Origin of the sequence: Desulfosalsimonas propionicica (assembly GCF_013761005.1) — a bacterium.
Taxonomy (GTDB): Bacteria; Desulfobacterota; Desulfobacteria; order Desulfobacterales; family Desulfosalsimonadaceae; genus Desulfosalsimonas; species Desulfosalsimonas propionicica.
Genome location: NZ_JACDUS010000006.1, coordinates 73229 through 89132 on the forward strand (window position 1 = coordinate 73229; position 15904 = coordinate 89132).

Below are 15904 nucleotides of genomic sequence, written 5' to 3' on the forward strand. Positions count from 1 at the left end.
ACAAACCGGTGTCGGATTGGATTGGCTGTTACCGATAGTCGTAAATGCCTTTTCCGGTTTTTCTGCCCAGCCACCCGGCGCTCACATAGGATTTCAAAAGCGGGCAGGGGCGATACCTGGGATCACCGTAGCCGTCCTGAAGCACTTCAAGAATGGCCAGAACCGTATCCAGCCCGATTAAGTCGGCCAGGGCCAGGGGGCCCATGGGATGGTTCATTCCCAGTTTCATGATGGTATCAATGCCTTCTGCCGTGGCCACGCCCTCGTAGAGCTCCCAGAGGGCTTCATTGAGCATGACCATCAGAACCCGGTTGGAGACAAATCCGGGCACATCCCGGCATTCCACAGGGGTTTTGCCCATGGCTTCGGCGCAGTCGCGCACGGTTTGTGTTACCTCCGGGTCGGTGGCCAGGCCGTTGATGATCTCCACAAGCTTCATCACCGGTACGGGGTTCATGAAATGCATGCCAATGACTTTTTCCGGCCGGCTGGTGTGGGCGGCAATGCCGGTGATCGGCAGCGATGACGTGTTGGAGGCCAAAATGGCGTGCTTGGGTGCCAGCCGGTCGAGCTCGGCAAAAATTTTGGCCTTGATTTCCATGGATTCCACGGCCGCTTCTACCATCAGGTCGCATTCAGCGGCCTTGTCAAGGCCCGTGACCGGGGTGATGCGCTCCAAAATAGCCGATTTGTCCGCATCTGAGATTTTATCCTTTTTCACCATTCGGTCAAGGCTGGCCGATATGGCGTCTGTGCCCTTTTTGACAAGTTCTTCCGAAATATCGTTTAGATAGACCGTAAATCCGGCGGCAGCGGCTGTCTGGGCAATGCCGCCGCCCATCTGCCCGGCACCCACCACCATGATGGTTTGAATTTCCATGTTATCTGTTTCCTTCCGTTTTTTTGATCAATTCCGCAACCGGATCCGGCTGCTTAACATCTAATCCCTCTTACATATTTCTGCGATATTTGCCCCCCACTTCGTAAAGCGCTTCGGTGATCTGGCCAATGGAGCAGACCCGCACCGTATCCATGAGCTCGGCAAAGATGTTGCCGCCGGAAAGCACCGTGTCTTTCAGACGCTGCAAAGCCTCGGGGCTGTATTCCCGGTTTTTTTCAATAAAGGCGTTTAAGCGTTCCAGCTGGGATTGTTTTTCCTCCTCTGTGGCCCGGGCCAGTTCCAGATCTCCCATGCCGTCGTCTTCCTCGCCCTCAGGGGGCAGAAAGGTGTTGACCCCGATGATGGGCATCTCCCCGGTGTGCTTGAGATGCTCGTAATACATGGATTCATCCTGGATCTTGCTTCTTTGGTAGCCGCGTTCCATGGCCCCCTGGACCCCGCCCCTGGAGGTGATCCGGTCAAATTCCGCCAGCACGGCCTCTTCCACCAGGTCGGTTAATGCCTCGATGATAAAGCTTCCCTGGTTCATGTTTTCGTTTTTGGTCAGGCCGTATTCCTGGTTTAAGATCAGCTGGATGGCAAGGGAGCGGCGCACGGCCTCGGCGGACGGCGTGGTGATGGCCTCGTCATAGGCGTTGGTGTGCAGGCTGTTGCAGTTGTCGTAGATGGCATACAGGGCCTGGAGAGTGGTGCGGATGTCGTTGAACTGGATTTCCTGGCTGTGCAGGGACCGGCCCGAGGTCTGGATATGATATTTGAGCATCTGAGAGCGCACGTCCGCTCCGTATTTCTCCTTCATGGCAACGGCCCAGATGCGCCTGGCCACGCGGCCGATCACGCTGTATTCCGGGTCCATTCCCGAGGAGAAAAAGTAGGAAAGGTTGGGGGCAAAGCTGTCAATGGGCATGCCCCGGGACAGATAGTATTCCACATAGGTAAAGCCGTTGGCCAGGGTAAAGGCCAGCTGGGAGATGGGGTTGGCCCCGGCTTCTGCAATATGGTAGCCGGATATGGAAACGGAATAGAAATTCTGTACGTTTTTCTCGATGAAATATTGCTGGATGTCGCCCATCATCTTCAGGGCGAAATCAATGGAGAAAATACAGGTGTTCTGGCCCTGGTCTTCTTTTAAGATATCGGCCTGGACCGTGCCCCGTATGCTGGAGATCACGCTGTCGCGGATTTCCGCGGCTTCCTTGTCATCAGGCTTTCGGCCCTGCTCTTTTTCAAATTTTTCCATCTGTTGGTCAATGGCGGTGTTAAAAAACATGGCCAGCATCATGGGGGCCGGGCCGTTGATGGTCATGGACACCGACGTGCTCGGGGCCGCCAGGTCAAAGCCGCTGTAGAGAATTTTGACATCCTCGATGTTGCAGACGCTCACGCCCGAAGTGCCCACCTTGCCGTAAATATCCGGCCGGGAGTCCGGGTCAAAACCGTAAAGGGTTACAGAGTCAAAGGCCGTGGACAGCCGTTTGGCCGGGGAGTGCTCCGAGAGCAGCCGGAATCGCCGGTTGGTGCGCTCCGGGTTGCCCTCGCCGGCAAACATCCGGGTGGGATCCTCGTCTTTTCGCTTCAGCGGATAAACCCCGGCGGTAAAAGGAAACCGGCCGGGCACGTTTTCCCGCCGCATCCAGGTGTAGATTTCCGCCGGGTCCTTGAATTTGGGCAGGGCGATTTTGGGGATGTTTAACCGGGACAGCGATTCGGTATACAGCGGCACCCGGATTTCCCGGCCCCGGACGTGGTAGACGTAATCTTCGCCGGAAAAATCCTGTTCAATCTGCTGCCATTCCTCTGTGAGTTTTTTGGTTTCCGGTTCGAGATGGTTTTTTGCAGCCTCGATTTCGTCCTTAAGCCTGTGGAGCAGCGTTTGGGTATCGCCGGAGAGTCCCCCTTGGTCAAGGGTTTCAGCGGTCTGTTCCAGGTGCCAGGCCCGGCGCAGGCTATCGGCCTGTTTGCGGGTTTGCTCGTGATACTTGTGCAGGGTATCGGAGATTTCAGACAGATACCGGTTGCGCTCGGGCGGCACCAGGATGGATTTGGAGGAAGATTGCTTGGTATCGGGTACGGGCAGGCTGGTGGTATAGGTGACTTGCGTTTTTTCCGCCACCACCTCCAGCAGGTAGCTATACATGGCCGTGACCCCGTCGTCGTTAAACCGTGCGGCGATGGTGCCGAACACCGGCATATCGTCAGGCTTTTGCGAGAATGCCTTGCGGTTTCGCTGCACCTGCTTGCGAATGTCGCGCACCGCATCCTCGCTTCCCTGCTTGTCAAATTTGTTGATGACCACAAGGTCTGCGTAATCGAGCATGTCGATTTTTTCCAGCTGGGTGGAGGCACCGTAATCGCTTGTCATCACATAGACCGACACATCGGTTAAATCAAAGATGTTCGATGACCCCTGGCCGATACCTGCGGTTTCAATGATGATCAGATCCGTGTTGGCGGCCTTTAAAATATCCACAGCATCAGGCAGCACCATGGGCAGTTCAAAGCTGGTACGGCGTACGGCCATGCTGCGCAGATAAACCCTTGGGGTATCAATGGCGTTCATCCGTATCCGGTCGCCCAGAAGCGCGCCGCCGGTTTTGCGCCGGGAGGGATCACAGCACAGCAGGCCGATGTGCAGGTCCGGGTTGTCGTAGAGCAGACGCAGCACCAGTTCATCTGTGAGAGAGGACTTGCCCGCCCCCCCGGTTCCGGTCAGTCCGATGATAGGGATTTTGCGGTCGGTGATTTTGCCTTTGATCTGCTTGCGCAGGGCCTCGATCTGCCCGTTGTTTTCGGCCAGGGCCAGTTCAGCGGCCGAAATGGCACTGGCGATGGCAAAGGGGTTTTCCCGGTCCGCGCCGGAAATGTCAACGCTGCCGGTATCCACAGTGGAAAAATCCATTTCCGACATCATGTGGTTGATCATTCCCTGCAGACCCATTTTGGAGCCGTCTGCCGGGGAATAGATTTTGGTGATTCCGTATTCTTCCAGCTCATGGATTTCATCGGGTACGATCACGCCGCCGCCGCCGCCGAAAATTTTGATGTGCCCGGCATTTTTTTCTATCAGCATGTCGCGCATGTATTTGAAGAATTCCATGTGGCCGCCCTGGTAGCTGGAAATGGCAATACCCTGGACGTCTTCTTCAATGGCGGCATTGACGATTTCGGCCACCGAGCGGTTATGGCCGAGGTGAATGACTTCTGCGCCGGTGTCCTGCAAAATTCGGCGCATGATGTTAATGGCCGCATCATGGCCGTCAAAAAGGGAGGTGGCGGTAACCACCCGGATGGGATGTTTGGCCTTGTAAGTTTCGATTTCTGTGTTCATGTTGTCTCCTTGGTTCTATGCGCGGTGCGGATACAAAAAGCTGATTCGGGCCGCAGGCAATGATTTTGCAGCAGCCTTTTTCCGGTTTTGTTCGTTGCTTATGAATGTCTTTATTTTCCGTTACCGTTAACTGGAAGTTTGCGCAGGCAACCCTGCCTTTGTCCATCTGCCGTTTACATGATGCGGACATTTCAATGTTAGGCGAAAATCACGGTTTTGGTGTTGTCCGTCAATGCTCAGACCGATTTTGGATATCGGTTTTTTATCCAGATAGCAATGCTTCCGGCGGACTTTTGCCGGATTGCCCGTTTTCTTTATCTATAGGATTTTAAAGTTACGTTTGTCAATAAAAACGATTAAAAAAATAATAAAGGGTATTTTTTTAAGTGAATCATGTTCAGCCTCCAGGGCAATAAAAAACCGACACGCCTTGCCGCGTGCCGGTTTGTTGTATACAAATTGGTGGAGCTGAGGGGATTCGAACCCCTGGCCTCATGACTGCCAGTCATGCGCTCTCCCAGCTGAGCTACAGCCCCTTTGAAATAAGCTCTGACCATAAAAAAAATCCCCGGGATTGTCAATAGGAAATTTATGGTTCCCGAACTGCCCGCACTGCACCGCATTGTTTCGAGTCCCGGCGCTCCACCCGCCAGTCAGAACCGGGCTGGTTGTCGATGGTGTCCACGATCCGGCGCCACCCATCTGAATAGCTCGAATAGCTGTCCGCTGTCCAGTACCATTTTTCTTCCATAACCGGGAAATAGGGCGGCTGTTTGTAAATGGCGGCAAGCTCCTCTGCCGTTGGCAGCCGCCAGTCCGTGTACCCGCCGGTTTCGGAATTTTCCACGTACTCGCCGGCCTCTTCGTAGGTCAGGCATTGACCCTTTCCGGCCATGGCGGAATCCAGAAGCTGCCACATCAGCCCGGTGCGTGAATCCGTGACCACGCCCTGCCTTTTTTCCGTGAACCGATCGCTGCTTTGCGCCAGCAGGCTGCGAAAATGCTGCCGGGTGCTTTGGGCTTTCCGGTCTTTTTTCATTTCCAGGAGACGGGAAATTTCGCTTTTCGCTTTTTCAGCCAGGGGGGAGTCCGGATAGGCATCGAGAAAATCCTTGTAAACATCAATGGCCTTGTCATAATCGGTGCCGTGCTGCCGGGCCTTTTTTTTCAGTGCGGCCAGCCTCCGGGTTTGCCTGATTTTTTCCCGGTATTCCGTCAGACGATCTTTTAATTGATCGGCATAGGAGTTGTCGTAACGGGCAAGGTAATCTCTGCAGAGATCAGCGCATGCCTTCCAGTCCTGATCGGATTCGCAGCGCTCCAGGGCATTATTGACATAAATGTAATACTCTCCGCTCATATCCGCTTCCATGTCCCGGACAGCCTCCCTGTGGGCGCCGTTCGGGTATTTCTTCAGATATCGGTCTATGGCCTGCATTTTTTCTTTGGCGCTGCCCGAAATCATCAGATCTTCAAGGGCCTGGAAATTCTTTTTTTCAATCTGGTTTTCCAGATCTGCGATTTTTTTTCTGGCTTTGTCAGCCAGTTTTTTCGGAGGATCGGATTGAAGATATTGATCCAGGCGTTCAATGGCCTGTTCGTATTTGCCCTGCTGTTCAAGGGGCTGAATCTTATCGACTGTTTCATCATACCGAAGCTGTGCCGCGCGCCCGGCGAGTTTGTCGATTCGTTTGCGCACCGCATCTGTGAACCGGGTATAATTTTCGTCGCCGGCATGGGACTGCAGAAACTTTTCCAGAAGATCAATTTTTTCCGAAGGCCCGGATTTGTCTTCCATCCGGCTGATCAGCCGGTCAAATTCGGCCTGCCGGGCCCGGTCCTGCTGAACGTTGTAAACAATCATCCCGGCGATGACCAGCAAAACGACCGCTGCCACGGCCGCACCTGCGGTCATGAGCATCCGGCGCCGTTTTTTGGGCGCCATTTCAATGCTCCATTTTTTCCTGCGGCAGTAATCCTGGATATACTGTTCGGCCTCGTGTTTTTCCATGCCGAACTCAATGGCTTTTTGAATCAGAATTTCGTAATATTCCGGGCGAATTTTGCCGTTGATACCCGCAATGTCAATGTCTGAGTCAAGTTCGGCCAGTTTTGCACGGGCCAGGCTTACATCATAGGCGTTTCGGGTTTCATTGGATTTAAAAAGGGTCATACAGTGGCCGGCCAGGGTGTTGTTGGCCGTGGCCACGGCGTCTTTTTTGCTGGCGCGGGCAACCTGCTTTTTTTTCTGGGATGCCGCCTCCTGGAGGGTTTGCAGATCGGCACTTTCCGGAAGATCCAGAAAATCGTAAAGCGAGGATTTGTTTAACAGCTTCAGGTTGTCCCGGATGGTTTTTTCCAGGGACCGGTCCAGCTGCCTGGGGGGAGTGATGTTTTTGTCCCCGCCGTTTTTTTTGATCGGGCACCGCACCCGTTTGCGCACCTCATCGACCTTGGTTGAATTGCGCTTGGCAATTTGCTCCACTTCCGATTCCGTGAGATAGCCCTTGGCCATCCGAAGGGTGATCTGCTGGTCAACGCGATTGTATTTCTGGTTTTTGCGTGCGGCAATCCGTCCCTGGATTTCGCCCTGGTCCAGGCCGTGGACCTTGGACAGCTTGTGGACCTCTTCCGGGGTGATATGCCCCTTGCCCATGAGGATATCGATATGGCGGTCGATTTCAGGGTACTTGTCCTGCTTGTCCCTGGCCGATATTTCCCGGGCGGCTTCGGCCTCTTTGGCCCGCAGCGCCTCGTCGGTCATCACCCGTCGGATTTCAGGAATCAGGTTGATGCATTTCTGAGCGTGCAGTCCCTTTGTTGGATGATTGCGAAGGCGGCTCCATTCGGACTGCTTTTTTGCAATGGCGTCTTCAATGACCTTTGCATCAGTTTCCGGGGGATCACAGGGAAGTTCGAGTAAAAGATAGAAATTTTCGCGTTCCATAGCCCTGTCAGATATGCCTTGGTGTTAGGATTGCCGGGAGATTGTCAGTGCCTGTGATTGTCAATGCACCACCAGGTTCTGTGATCGTTGCTTGGCCTTTTCAAATTCCTCACCGCCGATTACCGACGCCGTGTCCACTTCGACCTGGACTTTTCTGTACTCGCCGGTTTCCAGGGCCGTGATGTGAAGACGGCCCTCGTCGTTTAAGTCAAAGGTGATTTCAATGGGCAGGTCAGCCGGCAGATTCGGCGGCAGATGCAAAACCGCCGTCTTGATTTCTGTTGCGTGTTCCAGGGGGATTTCAATGCTGCTGGTCTCGCTTTCCATGGTCCGGATGAGAACGGTTTTTTGATTCTGCACGGCCGTGTAGAATTTTTTCACCACATTGACCGGAACCGTGGTGTTGCGCAGCACCAGGTTGAACACGATCTCCTCACCTGATGGGTTGTGAGCCACCACTCCGAAGCTTTTTGAAGTGACATTTTTAACCCGCAGCATGGCGTTTTCAACCGAGGGCAGGGCATAGCCGGTATCCTCGGCCAACTCCCGGGCGGCTTCCTGGAAATCCCGGGTGGTGATCTGACTGGTGTCCATCATTTCGGAAAGATTTCCGGAAGCGTCAAATGTTTTTTGGGTTTTTTCCGATATCCGCCGGATCAGGTCATCGTTTAACGCCAGCTTCCACCCGTAGATGGCCGCGCCCTTGGCCACGGCCTCGTCTGGATCGAAAACCTTGGGTGCCATGTCGAACTCCTTTTCGATCCGTTCGGATACCTGCGGCATCCGGGTGGCCCCGCCCACCAGGATGATTTCATCAAACCGGCTGTAGCCCTTCTGCAAGGCAGCATCGAGCATATCCCTGGTGAAATCCACGGTCCGCACCAGCAGATCCTCTGTGACTTCTTCGAATTTTTCCCGCTCCAGCATCAGCTTGACCCGTTTGCCCCCGTGGGTGATCGAAACCGGCGTCTTGGGACGCTGGCTGAGAATTTTTTTGGCTTTTTCCGCAGACAGCTGCAGATCCTGCCAGGTGTCCGGGTCATCGAGAATGTCTTCGGTAATGCCGGTTTCCTCCTGGAATTTTTCCACCAGGAAGGCAACGATCCGGTCGTCCCAGTCCTTGCCCCCAAGGTTGTGGTCCCCGCCCGTGCAGATGACCTCCACAGATTCCTTGCGGATATCGATCATGGTGACGTCAAAGGTGCCCCCGCCCAGATCGTATACCAGGACCACCCGGTTCTGGGTGGTGTCCAGGGACCCGTAGGCGATGGCTGCGGCGGTGGGTTCGTTGATGATCTGACGGACGTTAAACCCCGCGATTTCCCCGGCTTTTCGGGTGGCTTCCCTTTCGTTGATGCCGAAATAGGCCGGACATGTGATCACCACGTCGGAAATGGTTTCTCCCAGGTGCTGCTGGGCGTCCTGGGCCAGTTTTTTGAGGACATAGGCTGAAATTTCCTCCGGCCTGTAGCGTTCGCCGCCGTATTCAAATATAAAATTGGGCTCTCCCATCGACCGCTTGATAAAGCTGACCACTTCATTGGGATACAGCTTGGCGCTTTCCTTGGCCACTTCCCCGACCACCACGGTGTTTTCGTCAAAAAAAACAACCGAGGGCGTCACCCGTTCGTTTTCCGCATTGGGGATGATGACAGCCTTGCCGTATTCATCCACATAGGCAATGGAGGAGTAAGTGGTTCCCAGATCAATGCCGAAGATCCGTTTGATCTTTTTTTCTGTCAAAGCCTGTCCCCTTTCCCGCTATGATCGTATACGTAAACCGTGACCAGTTCGGGCCGCAGAATCTTGCCGTCCCACTCATAGCCCGGACGCATGCTTTCAGCTATGATTTTGTCCATGGTCGGATCGCTTGTTTCAACCTTTTTGACGACACGCTGGCGGGTATTGTCAAAATGTGTCACACCGCAGGTAAAGGCAGTAATGCCCTGCCAGGTAAAAAGGTCTTCCAGGTCGCCGGCGATTTCTTCCAGGAACTCCAGCAGCCGGGCGGCGGTTTGCTCGGTAATCGGCCCGGGTTCATAATACGCCTTGAATTTACGGATGTCATCAATGATTTTAATGACATCGGTTACCATGGAGTGGATGTATTTTTTGACCAGGCCGTCCCGGTATTCCTGAAGTTCCCGGTGCAGCTCATCTATGACCTTGTTTTTGTGGGCATCGTATTTGAGTTTGGTTTCAAAAGCCTCGGACAATTGGGCAATCCGCCGGTTTACAGCCTCCAGGGCGGCATTTTCCGGCTCTGGCTGCCGATTGTCGTCGTTGCCGGCATCCTCTGCAGGCCAGTCCGTTTCGTCGTCAAAGCGGATTTCCAGCTCAAAGTCGGTTTCCGTTTGCCTTGCGTCGGGCTCCTGCTTGTCATTGCTGTTGTCATTGTCATGCATCATGGTATGGCCGCTTCGGTGAATGGTGTTGCATCTGGGCCCGGATTTTTCTGTTCAGGCCGGTGGTTTCTCAGAAAAACGATTAATTACAGATTATTACTATATTCTAAAGAGGTTTGTCAAAACTTTGTCAAGAAAAATTCTCAATGGCCCGGCGTATCCAGTCCACCCATTGATCCATGCCAGCGCCGGTTTTGGCCGAGACTTCCAGAATGTCCATCTCCGGGTGCAGTTTGTGCACGCGCTTGCGCAAAATCGCCGTGTCAAAGTCGCTTAAGGCCATCATGTCGGTTTTATTGACCAGAAGTACGTCTGAAACAGTAAACATCAAAGGGTATTTCAGGGGCTTGTCATCGCCTTCGGGCACGCTGAGAATCATGGCGCTTTTCATGGCCCCGGTGTCAAATTCCGCCGGGCAGACCAGATTGCCCACGTTTTCAATAAAGATCAGGTCGAAATCCTTTGAACCGATGCCGTCAAGTCCGGTTTTCACCATGGCCGCATCCAGGTGGCAAAAGCCGCCCGTGCGCAGCTGCACGGCAGCCGCCCCGGACTCTCTGATTTTTTCCGCATCCACCACTGAATCGATATCCGCCTCGATGACACCGATACGCAGTTCGTTTTTCAGGCGCTCTATGGTTTGCAGCAGCAGGCTCGTTTTTCCGGCCCCCGGCGAAGACATGAGGTTGATGACAAAAGTTTTTTCATCCGCCAGTTTCTGCCGCAGCTGCCGGGCGGCCTCGTCATTGTCCGACAGAATGTTTTCTTTGATTTCGATGAGCTTGATTTCTTCCATTCAGACGGCCTCCATTTCCTTTATGTGATACTGCCGGCCGGAAACAAGGGAGACATCGCCGGCGGTTCCGCATTGCGGGCAATCCGTTAAACCCAGTTCATCTTTTTGGATCCGGAATTCATGGCCGCATTTCCGGCATTTGAGCACTATGGGGGCTCTTTGGATTTTGAGTTCCGCGCCTGCGGCCAGGGTGTCTTTGCTCAGATAATCAAAATAATGCTGCAGCCACTCATTTTCCAGGTCGCTCAGTTCCCCGACCTCCAGGGTTATGGAAACCACACGGCTGACCTGGTTTTGTTTTGCGTGTTTGACAACGATTTCCAGAATGCTTTCAGTGACGGGCAGTTCGTGCATGGCAACAATCCTGTATTTGTGTTTGCCGCCAAGGTAGCACATCATGGCGGCAAACGTCACATGCAAATTTTTTCTATGCAATTTTTTATAAATTTGCAGAAGGTTTGATTCGTGTCTAATGTTAAATAAACCACATGGAATAGGAGAATAATATATTCCAACTTGACCAATTAGATCTAATCCTATAGCGTATATAAAAGTAAAGTTGTGACGATCAAGCTGTCAAAAAGCCCTCGGGAAGGGGTTTTAACCTATCTATAAAAAGATTTACCCTGAAAATGATCAATGTTCAACTAACCGAACTTGTTTATAATAAATATCGCGGGCAACACATACGGAAAAGAGAATCAACATGGGACAACTGGGAAGATATACAGACAGCAAGAGCCGGCAGCGAATCGACCTGATTTTTGAAATGCGCCGCAAAGGGCATGTGTGGGCGGAGATCGGTGAGGCCTGCCAGATGGGGATTGCCAATGTACAGCAGGCATATTACCGGGAATGCCGGTTCCGGAAAACAGCCTTTGAGTATCCGTTCGTGGAATACATTGGTACCCATACCTGCAATGTCATTCGCAAATGCCTGGGCGAGCAGGCGCTGGCCGATCCCCGGAAATTAAGCGGACAGGAAAACATCAAGGCCATATTGTGCTGGCCGGGCGTGGGCACCAAGACAATCCGGGATCTCTCCGAAGGCCTGCAGGAAGCGGGCTACGAAAGTTTTGACCCGGATGAGGTCTACAATCGCATTTTTCAGTCACGGAGCCGCCGCCGCCGCAGTCCAAGCGGTTGAAATTTTTTGCCGCCACGGACCGGCGGGACAGGCGGAAAAATCAATTGCAGGCAAGGCCCCGGCCTGCAGTACAGGCAGCTGACGGATTGCCAGGGGTTTTATTGCCCGGGAAATATCATTTTGCCGCTTAGACTGATATCATAGCCTTGCCAGCCGGCGGCCATGCGTTGAAAGCCGGGATCATGGAAAACAGCCAGAAAATCCTGCACCGGCCGGTCAAAAAAATGGTCCTTGCTGATCAGCATGTCATAACGTTCCCAGCGCAAAGAAATGAAATCCAGCCCGAGCATGCCGGCCACGGCCCGGATGCCCGGGCCGGCGTCGGCTCTGCCGGCAAGGATTTCAATGCCCACATCAATGTGGCGGCTGACTTCGTTTTCATATCCGGCAAGGCTTTGGGGATCAATGCCGGCCTGCTCCAGCATCCGGTCAAAAAGCAGGCGGGTGCCGGTTTCCGGTCCCCGGTTGACCACGCGGATTTCGGCCTGATGGAGGTCGGCCACGGATCGGAGCTGTCCGGGGTTGCCTTTTGCCACCAAAAGGCCCTGCTCCCTGCGGCAGAAATTGACCACAGCCGGCATTTGCCCCACCTCCCGGCCGGCATGGGAAAAATTGTATTCAGATCCGTTTTCTTCCATGAGATGGCTGCCGGCCATGTGGCAGCATTCCCGGCGCAGGGCCCTGAGTCCGCCCATACTGCCCGTGTTGCCAAACACGGCGATATGGTCCGGAAACTGCCTGTTAAACCATGAAATGGTTTGATCCAAAAGCGGGTCGTTGCTGCCCACAATGATCAGCAACCCGGTCTCGGGAAGCCGCTTTGCCGGGGAATCCGGGTAATTGATGGTGCTGGCCTCGATCCACTGGTCCACCAGATGCCGGGGAAACAGCCATTTGCCGGTGATTTTTGACGCCGGCAAGCCCTTTTCAGCCACCAGTGAATAAACCATCTTTTCATTGACACCGATATAGGCGGCCACTTGCTTTGTGGTCAGCAGGGTTACCATTTGCCGTCTCCTTTCGCAAAGCATCCTTTGATAGCGCCGTAAAAGTCCAATATCTGCGTTACCCGCAATTTATCAGAACTTCACGTACGGATAAGCACTTTGCATTCTTCGAAATTGCGCAAGCCTTGATCTTGAACTGTTTACCGCACCATCTAAAAGTAGACTTTTTACGGTGCCAACATCCTTTGGTTGGCATGAAAACGCAGAATATCAGAACCGGAGTTTTAATCAAAGCCCAATATGTCCTGCACATGTGGATTGGGGATCGGTTCCGCGCCATGCCAGCGTATTTTTCTGTCATCTGGCAGGGTTGTTTTAGTTTGTTTTAGTCTCTTGACACGTCACTTGCAGTGGGGTAAACTACCCGATCTAATTAAAAAAATAAAGGCTGCCGGATGAAACACAAAGATTCAGATTGAGACAAAACGATTCAGTAAAGGAGAGATTCATGGAAGATGATAAGGGCACCGGCAAAATCCGGATACTTCTTGTTGATGACGAGAAAGACTTTGTCGACACCCTTTCCCAGCGCATGCAGATGCGGGATCTGAGCGCGGATATCGCCTTAAACGGGGAAGAGGCCCTCGAACAGCTCAACAGGCAATCTCCGGATGTCATGGTCCTTGATCTGCGTATGCCCGGCGTTGATGGAATGGATGTGCTGCGCCGGGTCAAAAAGGAACATCCCAACGTGCAGGTTATTATGCTCACCGGGCAGGGATCGGAGAAAGACGAAATCGAGGCAAGGCGGCTGGGGGCGTTTGATTACCTGGAAAAGCCGGTCAACATTGATACCCTGGTTTCCCGGATTCGCTCAGGCGTCTTGCTTGTGGTGGGAAACGAGGATCGGTTCTCTGATCGTCTCATTGATTATGCCCTGGAAATGGCCGAGCGGATGTCTTACCGGCTCGTGGCCTTAAGTCCGGCGCCGTTTCCGGAGTCCATCCTAAACCGGGACCCCATGCCTGAACGGGTCAGCGAATTTGAGCAAAGCGCCCGGCAAAACGCGGAAAAGTTTGCAAAGGCGGCCAAGGAAAAAGGCATTCCCTTTGAACACGTGATTCGCTACGGACAGCCTGATGCCGTGGCCGAGCAGGTGGCAAAGGAATACGGCAATGTCGAATTTGTGGTATCCGAGCCTACGGATCAGCAACTGGCGGATCAGGCCCCGGACAGTCCCGGTAAACAGCTTTATGTCTACAGTGTGGCCTGAAATCTTTTTCTAAATCCCCGGAGCGAACCCGAACCAGAGGGAAAAGGAGAAACCATGGAGTTCCATTTTATCAGAGGAGTGGTGCTGGTCCTGTTTGCGGCAGTGCTGTGTTTCATCTTTCGGCACGAGAATAAAAAGGGATAGCCCGTATACCGGCTCAACCAGATAAAGAAAGGATCGGTTTTCAATGACGCCTGAAATGCTGCTGACCATGATTGTTTTGGTATTCGTAATTGTCCTTTTTGTTTTTGAATGGGTCCGGGTGGATGTCGTGGGTATCCTCATGATGGTCCTGCTGCCGCTTCTGGGGCTTATCTCCCCAAAAGATGCTTTTGTGGGTCTGAGCAGTAATGCGGTGGTATCCATTATTGCCGTGATCATCATGGGCGCCGGTCTTGACAAGACCGGCGTGATGAACCAGGTGGCCAGCCCGATCATAAAGATTGCCGGCAAAAGCGAAAGCCGCATTATTACCTTTATCGGTGGCACGGTTGGACTCATTTCGGCCCTGATGCAGAACATCGGCGCTGCTGCCCTGTTTCTGCCGGCCGCCCAGCGCATTGCAAAGCGCATCGGCCTTCCGGTTTCCCGAATTCTGATGCCCATGGGATTTTGCGCCATTATCGGCGGCACTCTGACCCTGGTGGGTGCCAGCCCCACGATTTTGTTAAACGACCTGATGACCATCGGCGGGGAAAAGCTTGAGCCCTTTGGGCTGTTTACACAGACCCCCATTGGTATCTGCCTGCTGATTTCTGCCATCGTTTATTTCATTGTTTTCGGCCGGTTTATTCTGCCGGCCAGCAAGGGTGAGAGCGACGAAGGCGTCACCAACGCCCTGATGCAGGCTTACCGGGCCTTTGAAACCATTTATGAGATTCATATTCCCGAAGACGCCAAAACCACGGGTACCCTGGCTGATCTTGGGGTGCAGACCCGATACCTGGTCACGGCGGTGGCCGTGGGGCACGCCGCTGAAAAAGACAAAAATTTCGTGCCCAGAAGTTCAGAGGAACTCCGGCCCGGAGATGATCTTGCGGTCGTGGGCCGGCGCAAAAACGTCATGAAAATGGCCGACGAAATGGGCTGGGAAGTAAAAGACACCCTGGAGTCTTTTGCCGAAACCCTTTCCAGAACCAGTGCGGGCATGGCCGAAACCATTGTTTCCCCCAGATCCGAGCTCATCGGCAAGACCATGAGCGAAGTGGATTTCAAAACGATTTACGGAGTCACGCCCCTGGCCCTTTTCAAGGGCAACCGGATTTACTATTCCGGCTTGACGCATATCACGCTAAACATGGGCGACACGCTTCTGCTGTTTGGCCCATGGGAGCGGTTTCACATCCTGAAAAATCATCCCCAGCCCAGATCCCTGACCTTTTCCACGCCCCTTGAGGGTGAAATCCTCCGGCCGGAAAAAGCCAAGCTGGCCCTGGTATGGCTCGGGGTGGCCCTGCTGCAGGTGATTTTTTTGAAAATGCAGCTCTCCGTGGCGTTGATGTCCGGAGCCCTGGGTATGATCATTACCGGGGTGTTGAAAATTGATGAGGCCTACAGGGCCGTTGACTGGATGACCGTTTTTCTGCTGGCGGGCCTGATCCCCCTGGGCATGGCTTTTGAGCAGACAGGCACGGCGGCTTATATTGCCGAAGGTGTGCTCGGGGTGCTCGGCGAGCCTGCCCCCATTGTGCTTTTGGGCGTCATCGGCCTGATGACCTCGTTTTTTACACTGGTGATCTCCAATGTCGGGGCAACGGTGCTGCTGGTGCCCCTGTGCATGAACATGGCCATGATGGCCGGGGGTGATCCGCGGATGGCAGCCCTGGTTGTGGGACTGTCTGCCTCCAATACCTTTGTGCTGCCCACCCACCAGGTCAATGCGCTGGTCATGCGGCCGGGCAGTTACCGAACAGTGGATTATGCAAAGGCCGGAGCCGGCATGACGGTTCTGTTTCTTGCAGTGGAACTTGCGGTGCTATATTTCTTCTACGGCATTTAAAAAAAACTAAATCTGCGTTACGCGCGATTTCTCAGAATTTCACGTACGGCTAACTACGCTGCATTCTTCGAAATCGCGCAAGCCTTGATCTTGAACTTTTTACGGCGCCATCTGAAAATCGACTTTTTACAGGCGCATCAAAGTTAAAAAACCCGGCCCTG

The 15904-nt window shown here is 53.4% G+C and carries 11 protein-coding genes and 1 tRNA gene; 3 read left to right on the plus strand and 9 right to left on the minus strand.

Annotated features, from left to right (window positions below; genetic code table 11):
• Positions 1-28: 28 nt before the first annotated feature.
• The 8 genes from HNR65_RS11400 to hypA all read right to left on the minus strand — a co-directional run bounded on the left by HNR65_RS11400 (position 29) and on the right by hypA (position 10731).
• The gene (locus HNR65_RS11400; protein ID WP_181551635.1) at positions 29-880 is read right to left on the minus strand and encodes a 3-hydroxybutyryl-CoA dehydrogenase; all 852 of its coding nucleotides are present in this window, start codon (positions 878-880) and stop codon (positions 29-31) included.
• 70 nt (positions 881-950) lie between these two features.
• Positions 951-4229: a fused isobutyryl-CoA mutase/GTPase IcmF gene (gene icmF, locus HNR65_RS11405; RefSeq protein WP_181551636.1), complete on the minus strand. Its 3279-nt coding sequence runs from the start codon at positions 4227-4229 to the stop codon at positions 951-953.
• Positions 4230-4689: 460 nt separating this feature from the next.
• Positions 4690-4765: transfer RNA gene (locus HNR65_RS11410), tRNA-Ala, on the minus strand.
• Between the two features lie 53 nt (positions 4766-4818).
• A complete protein-coding gene (locus HNR65_RS11415) occupies positions 4819-7176 on the minus strand; it encodes an Lcl C-terminal domain-containing protein (RefSeq protein ID WP_181551637.1) in 2358 nt (785 codons plus the stop codon).
• Between the two features lie 60 nt (positions 7177-7236).
• Complete coding sequence (locus HNR65_RS11420; protein ID WP_220128372.1) at positions 7237-8919, minus strand: Hsp70 family protein; 1683 nt, start codon at positions 8917-8919, stop codon at positions 7237-7239.
• Positions 8916-9584 (minus strand): nucleotide exchange factor GrpE, encoded by a 669-nt coding sequence (grpE, locus tag HNR65_RS11425; RefSeq protein WP_181551638.1) that lies wholly within the window; start codon positions 9582-9584, stop codon positions 8916-8918. Before grpE ends, HNR65_RS11420 begins: the two co-directional genes overlap by 4 nt.
• Before the next feature lie 127 nt (positions 9585-9711).
• On the minus strand, positions 9712-10377 hold the full coding sequence (gene hypB / locus HNR65_RS11430; protein ID WP_181551639.1) for a hydrogenase nickel incorporation protein HypB: 666 nt from the start codon (positions 10375-10377) through the stop codon (positions 9712-9714).
• The gene (gene hypA, locus HNR65_RS11435) at positions 10378-10731 is read right to left on the minus strand and encodes a hydrogenase maturation nickel metallochaperone HypA (protein ID WP_181551640.1); all 354 of its coding nucleotides are present in this window, start codon (positions 10729-10731) and stop codon (positions 10378-10380) included.
• Positions 10732-11083: 352 nt separating this feature from the next.
• Between hypA and HNR65_RS11440 the strand changes: the two genes are divergently transcribed.
• Entirely contained in the window at positions 11084-11524 is a 441-nt protein-coding gene (locus HNR65_RS11440) for a hypothetical protein (RefSeq protein WP_181551641.1), read from the plus strand.
• Between the two features lie 98 nt (positions 11525-11622).
• Here HNR65_RS11440 and HNR65_RS11445 read toward each other — a convergent pair whose 3' ends face one another.
• Positions 11623-12531 carry a substrate-binding domain-containing protein gene (locus HNR65_RS11445; protein ID WP_181551642.1) on the minus strand — a complete coding sequence of 303 codons (909 nt, stop codon included), beginning with the start codon at positions 12529-12531 and terminating at the stop codon, positions 11623-11625.
• A 448-nt stretch (positions 12532-12979) separates the two neighbouring features.
• On the opposite strand from HNR65_RS11445, the gene HNR65_RS11450 reads away from it, so the two are divergent.
• The gene (locus HNR65_RS11450; RefSeq protein ID WP_181551643.1) at positions 12980-13744 is read left to right on the plus strand and encodes a response regulator; all 765 of its coding nucleotides are present in this window, start codon (positions 12980-12982) and stop codon (positions 13742-13744) included.
• A gap of 187 nt (positions 13745-13931) precedes the next feature.
• A complete protein-coding gene (locus HNR65_RS11455) occupies positions 13932-15743 on the plus strand; it encodes an SLC13 family permease (protein WP_181551644.1) in 1812 nt (603 codons plus the stop codon).
• The last annotated feature ends 161 nt before the right edge of the window (positions 15744-15904 follow it).

What these genes read in the sequence shown, in the direction of transcription:
- HNR65_RS11440 (WP_181551641.1), top strand. Translation starts at nt 11,084, where the DNA reads ATGGGACAACTGGGAAGATATACAGACAGCAAGAGCCGGCAGCGAATC.
- hypA (WP_181551640.1), bottom strand. Translation starts at nt 10,731, where the DNA reads ATGCACGAACTGCCCGTCACTGAAAGCATTCTGGAAATCGTTGTCAAA.
- hypB (WP_181551639.1), bottom strand. Translation starts at nt 10,377, where the DNA reads ATGGAAGAAATCAAGCTCATCGAAATCAAAGAAAACATTCTGTCGGAC.
- grpE (WP_181551638.1), bottom strand. Translation starts at nt 9,584, where the DNA reads ATGATGCATGACAATGACAACAGCAATGACAAGCAGGAGCCCGACGCA.
- HNR65_RS11455 (WP_181551644.1), top strand. Translation starts at nt 13,932, where the DNA reads ATGACGCCTGAAATGCTGCTGACCATGATTGTTTTGGTATTCGTAATT.
- HNR65_RS11450 (WP_181551643.1), top strand. Translation starts at nt 12,980, where the DNA reads ATGGAAGATGATAAGGGCACCGGCAAAATCCGGATACTTCTTGTTGAT.
- HNR65_RS11445 (WP_181551642.1), bottom strand. Translation starts at nt 12,531, where the DNA reads ATGGTAACCCTGCTGACCACAAAGCAAGTGGCCGCCTATATCGGTGTC.
- HNR65_RS11415 (WP_181551637.1), bottom strand. Translation starts at nt 7,176, where the DNA reads ATGGAACGCGAAAATTTCTATCTTTTACTCGAACTTCCCTGTGATCCC.
- icmF (WP_181551636.1), bottom strand. Translation starts at nt 4,229, where the DNA reads ATGAACACAGAAATCGAAACTTACAAGGCCAAACATCCCATCCGGGTG.
- HNR65_RS11400 (WP_181551635.1), bottom strand. Translation starts at nt 880, where the DNA reads ATGGAAATTCAAACCATCATGGTGGTGGGTGCCGGGCAGATGGGCGGC.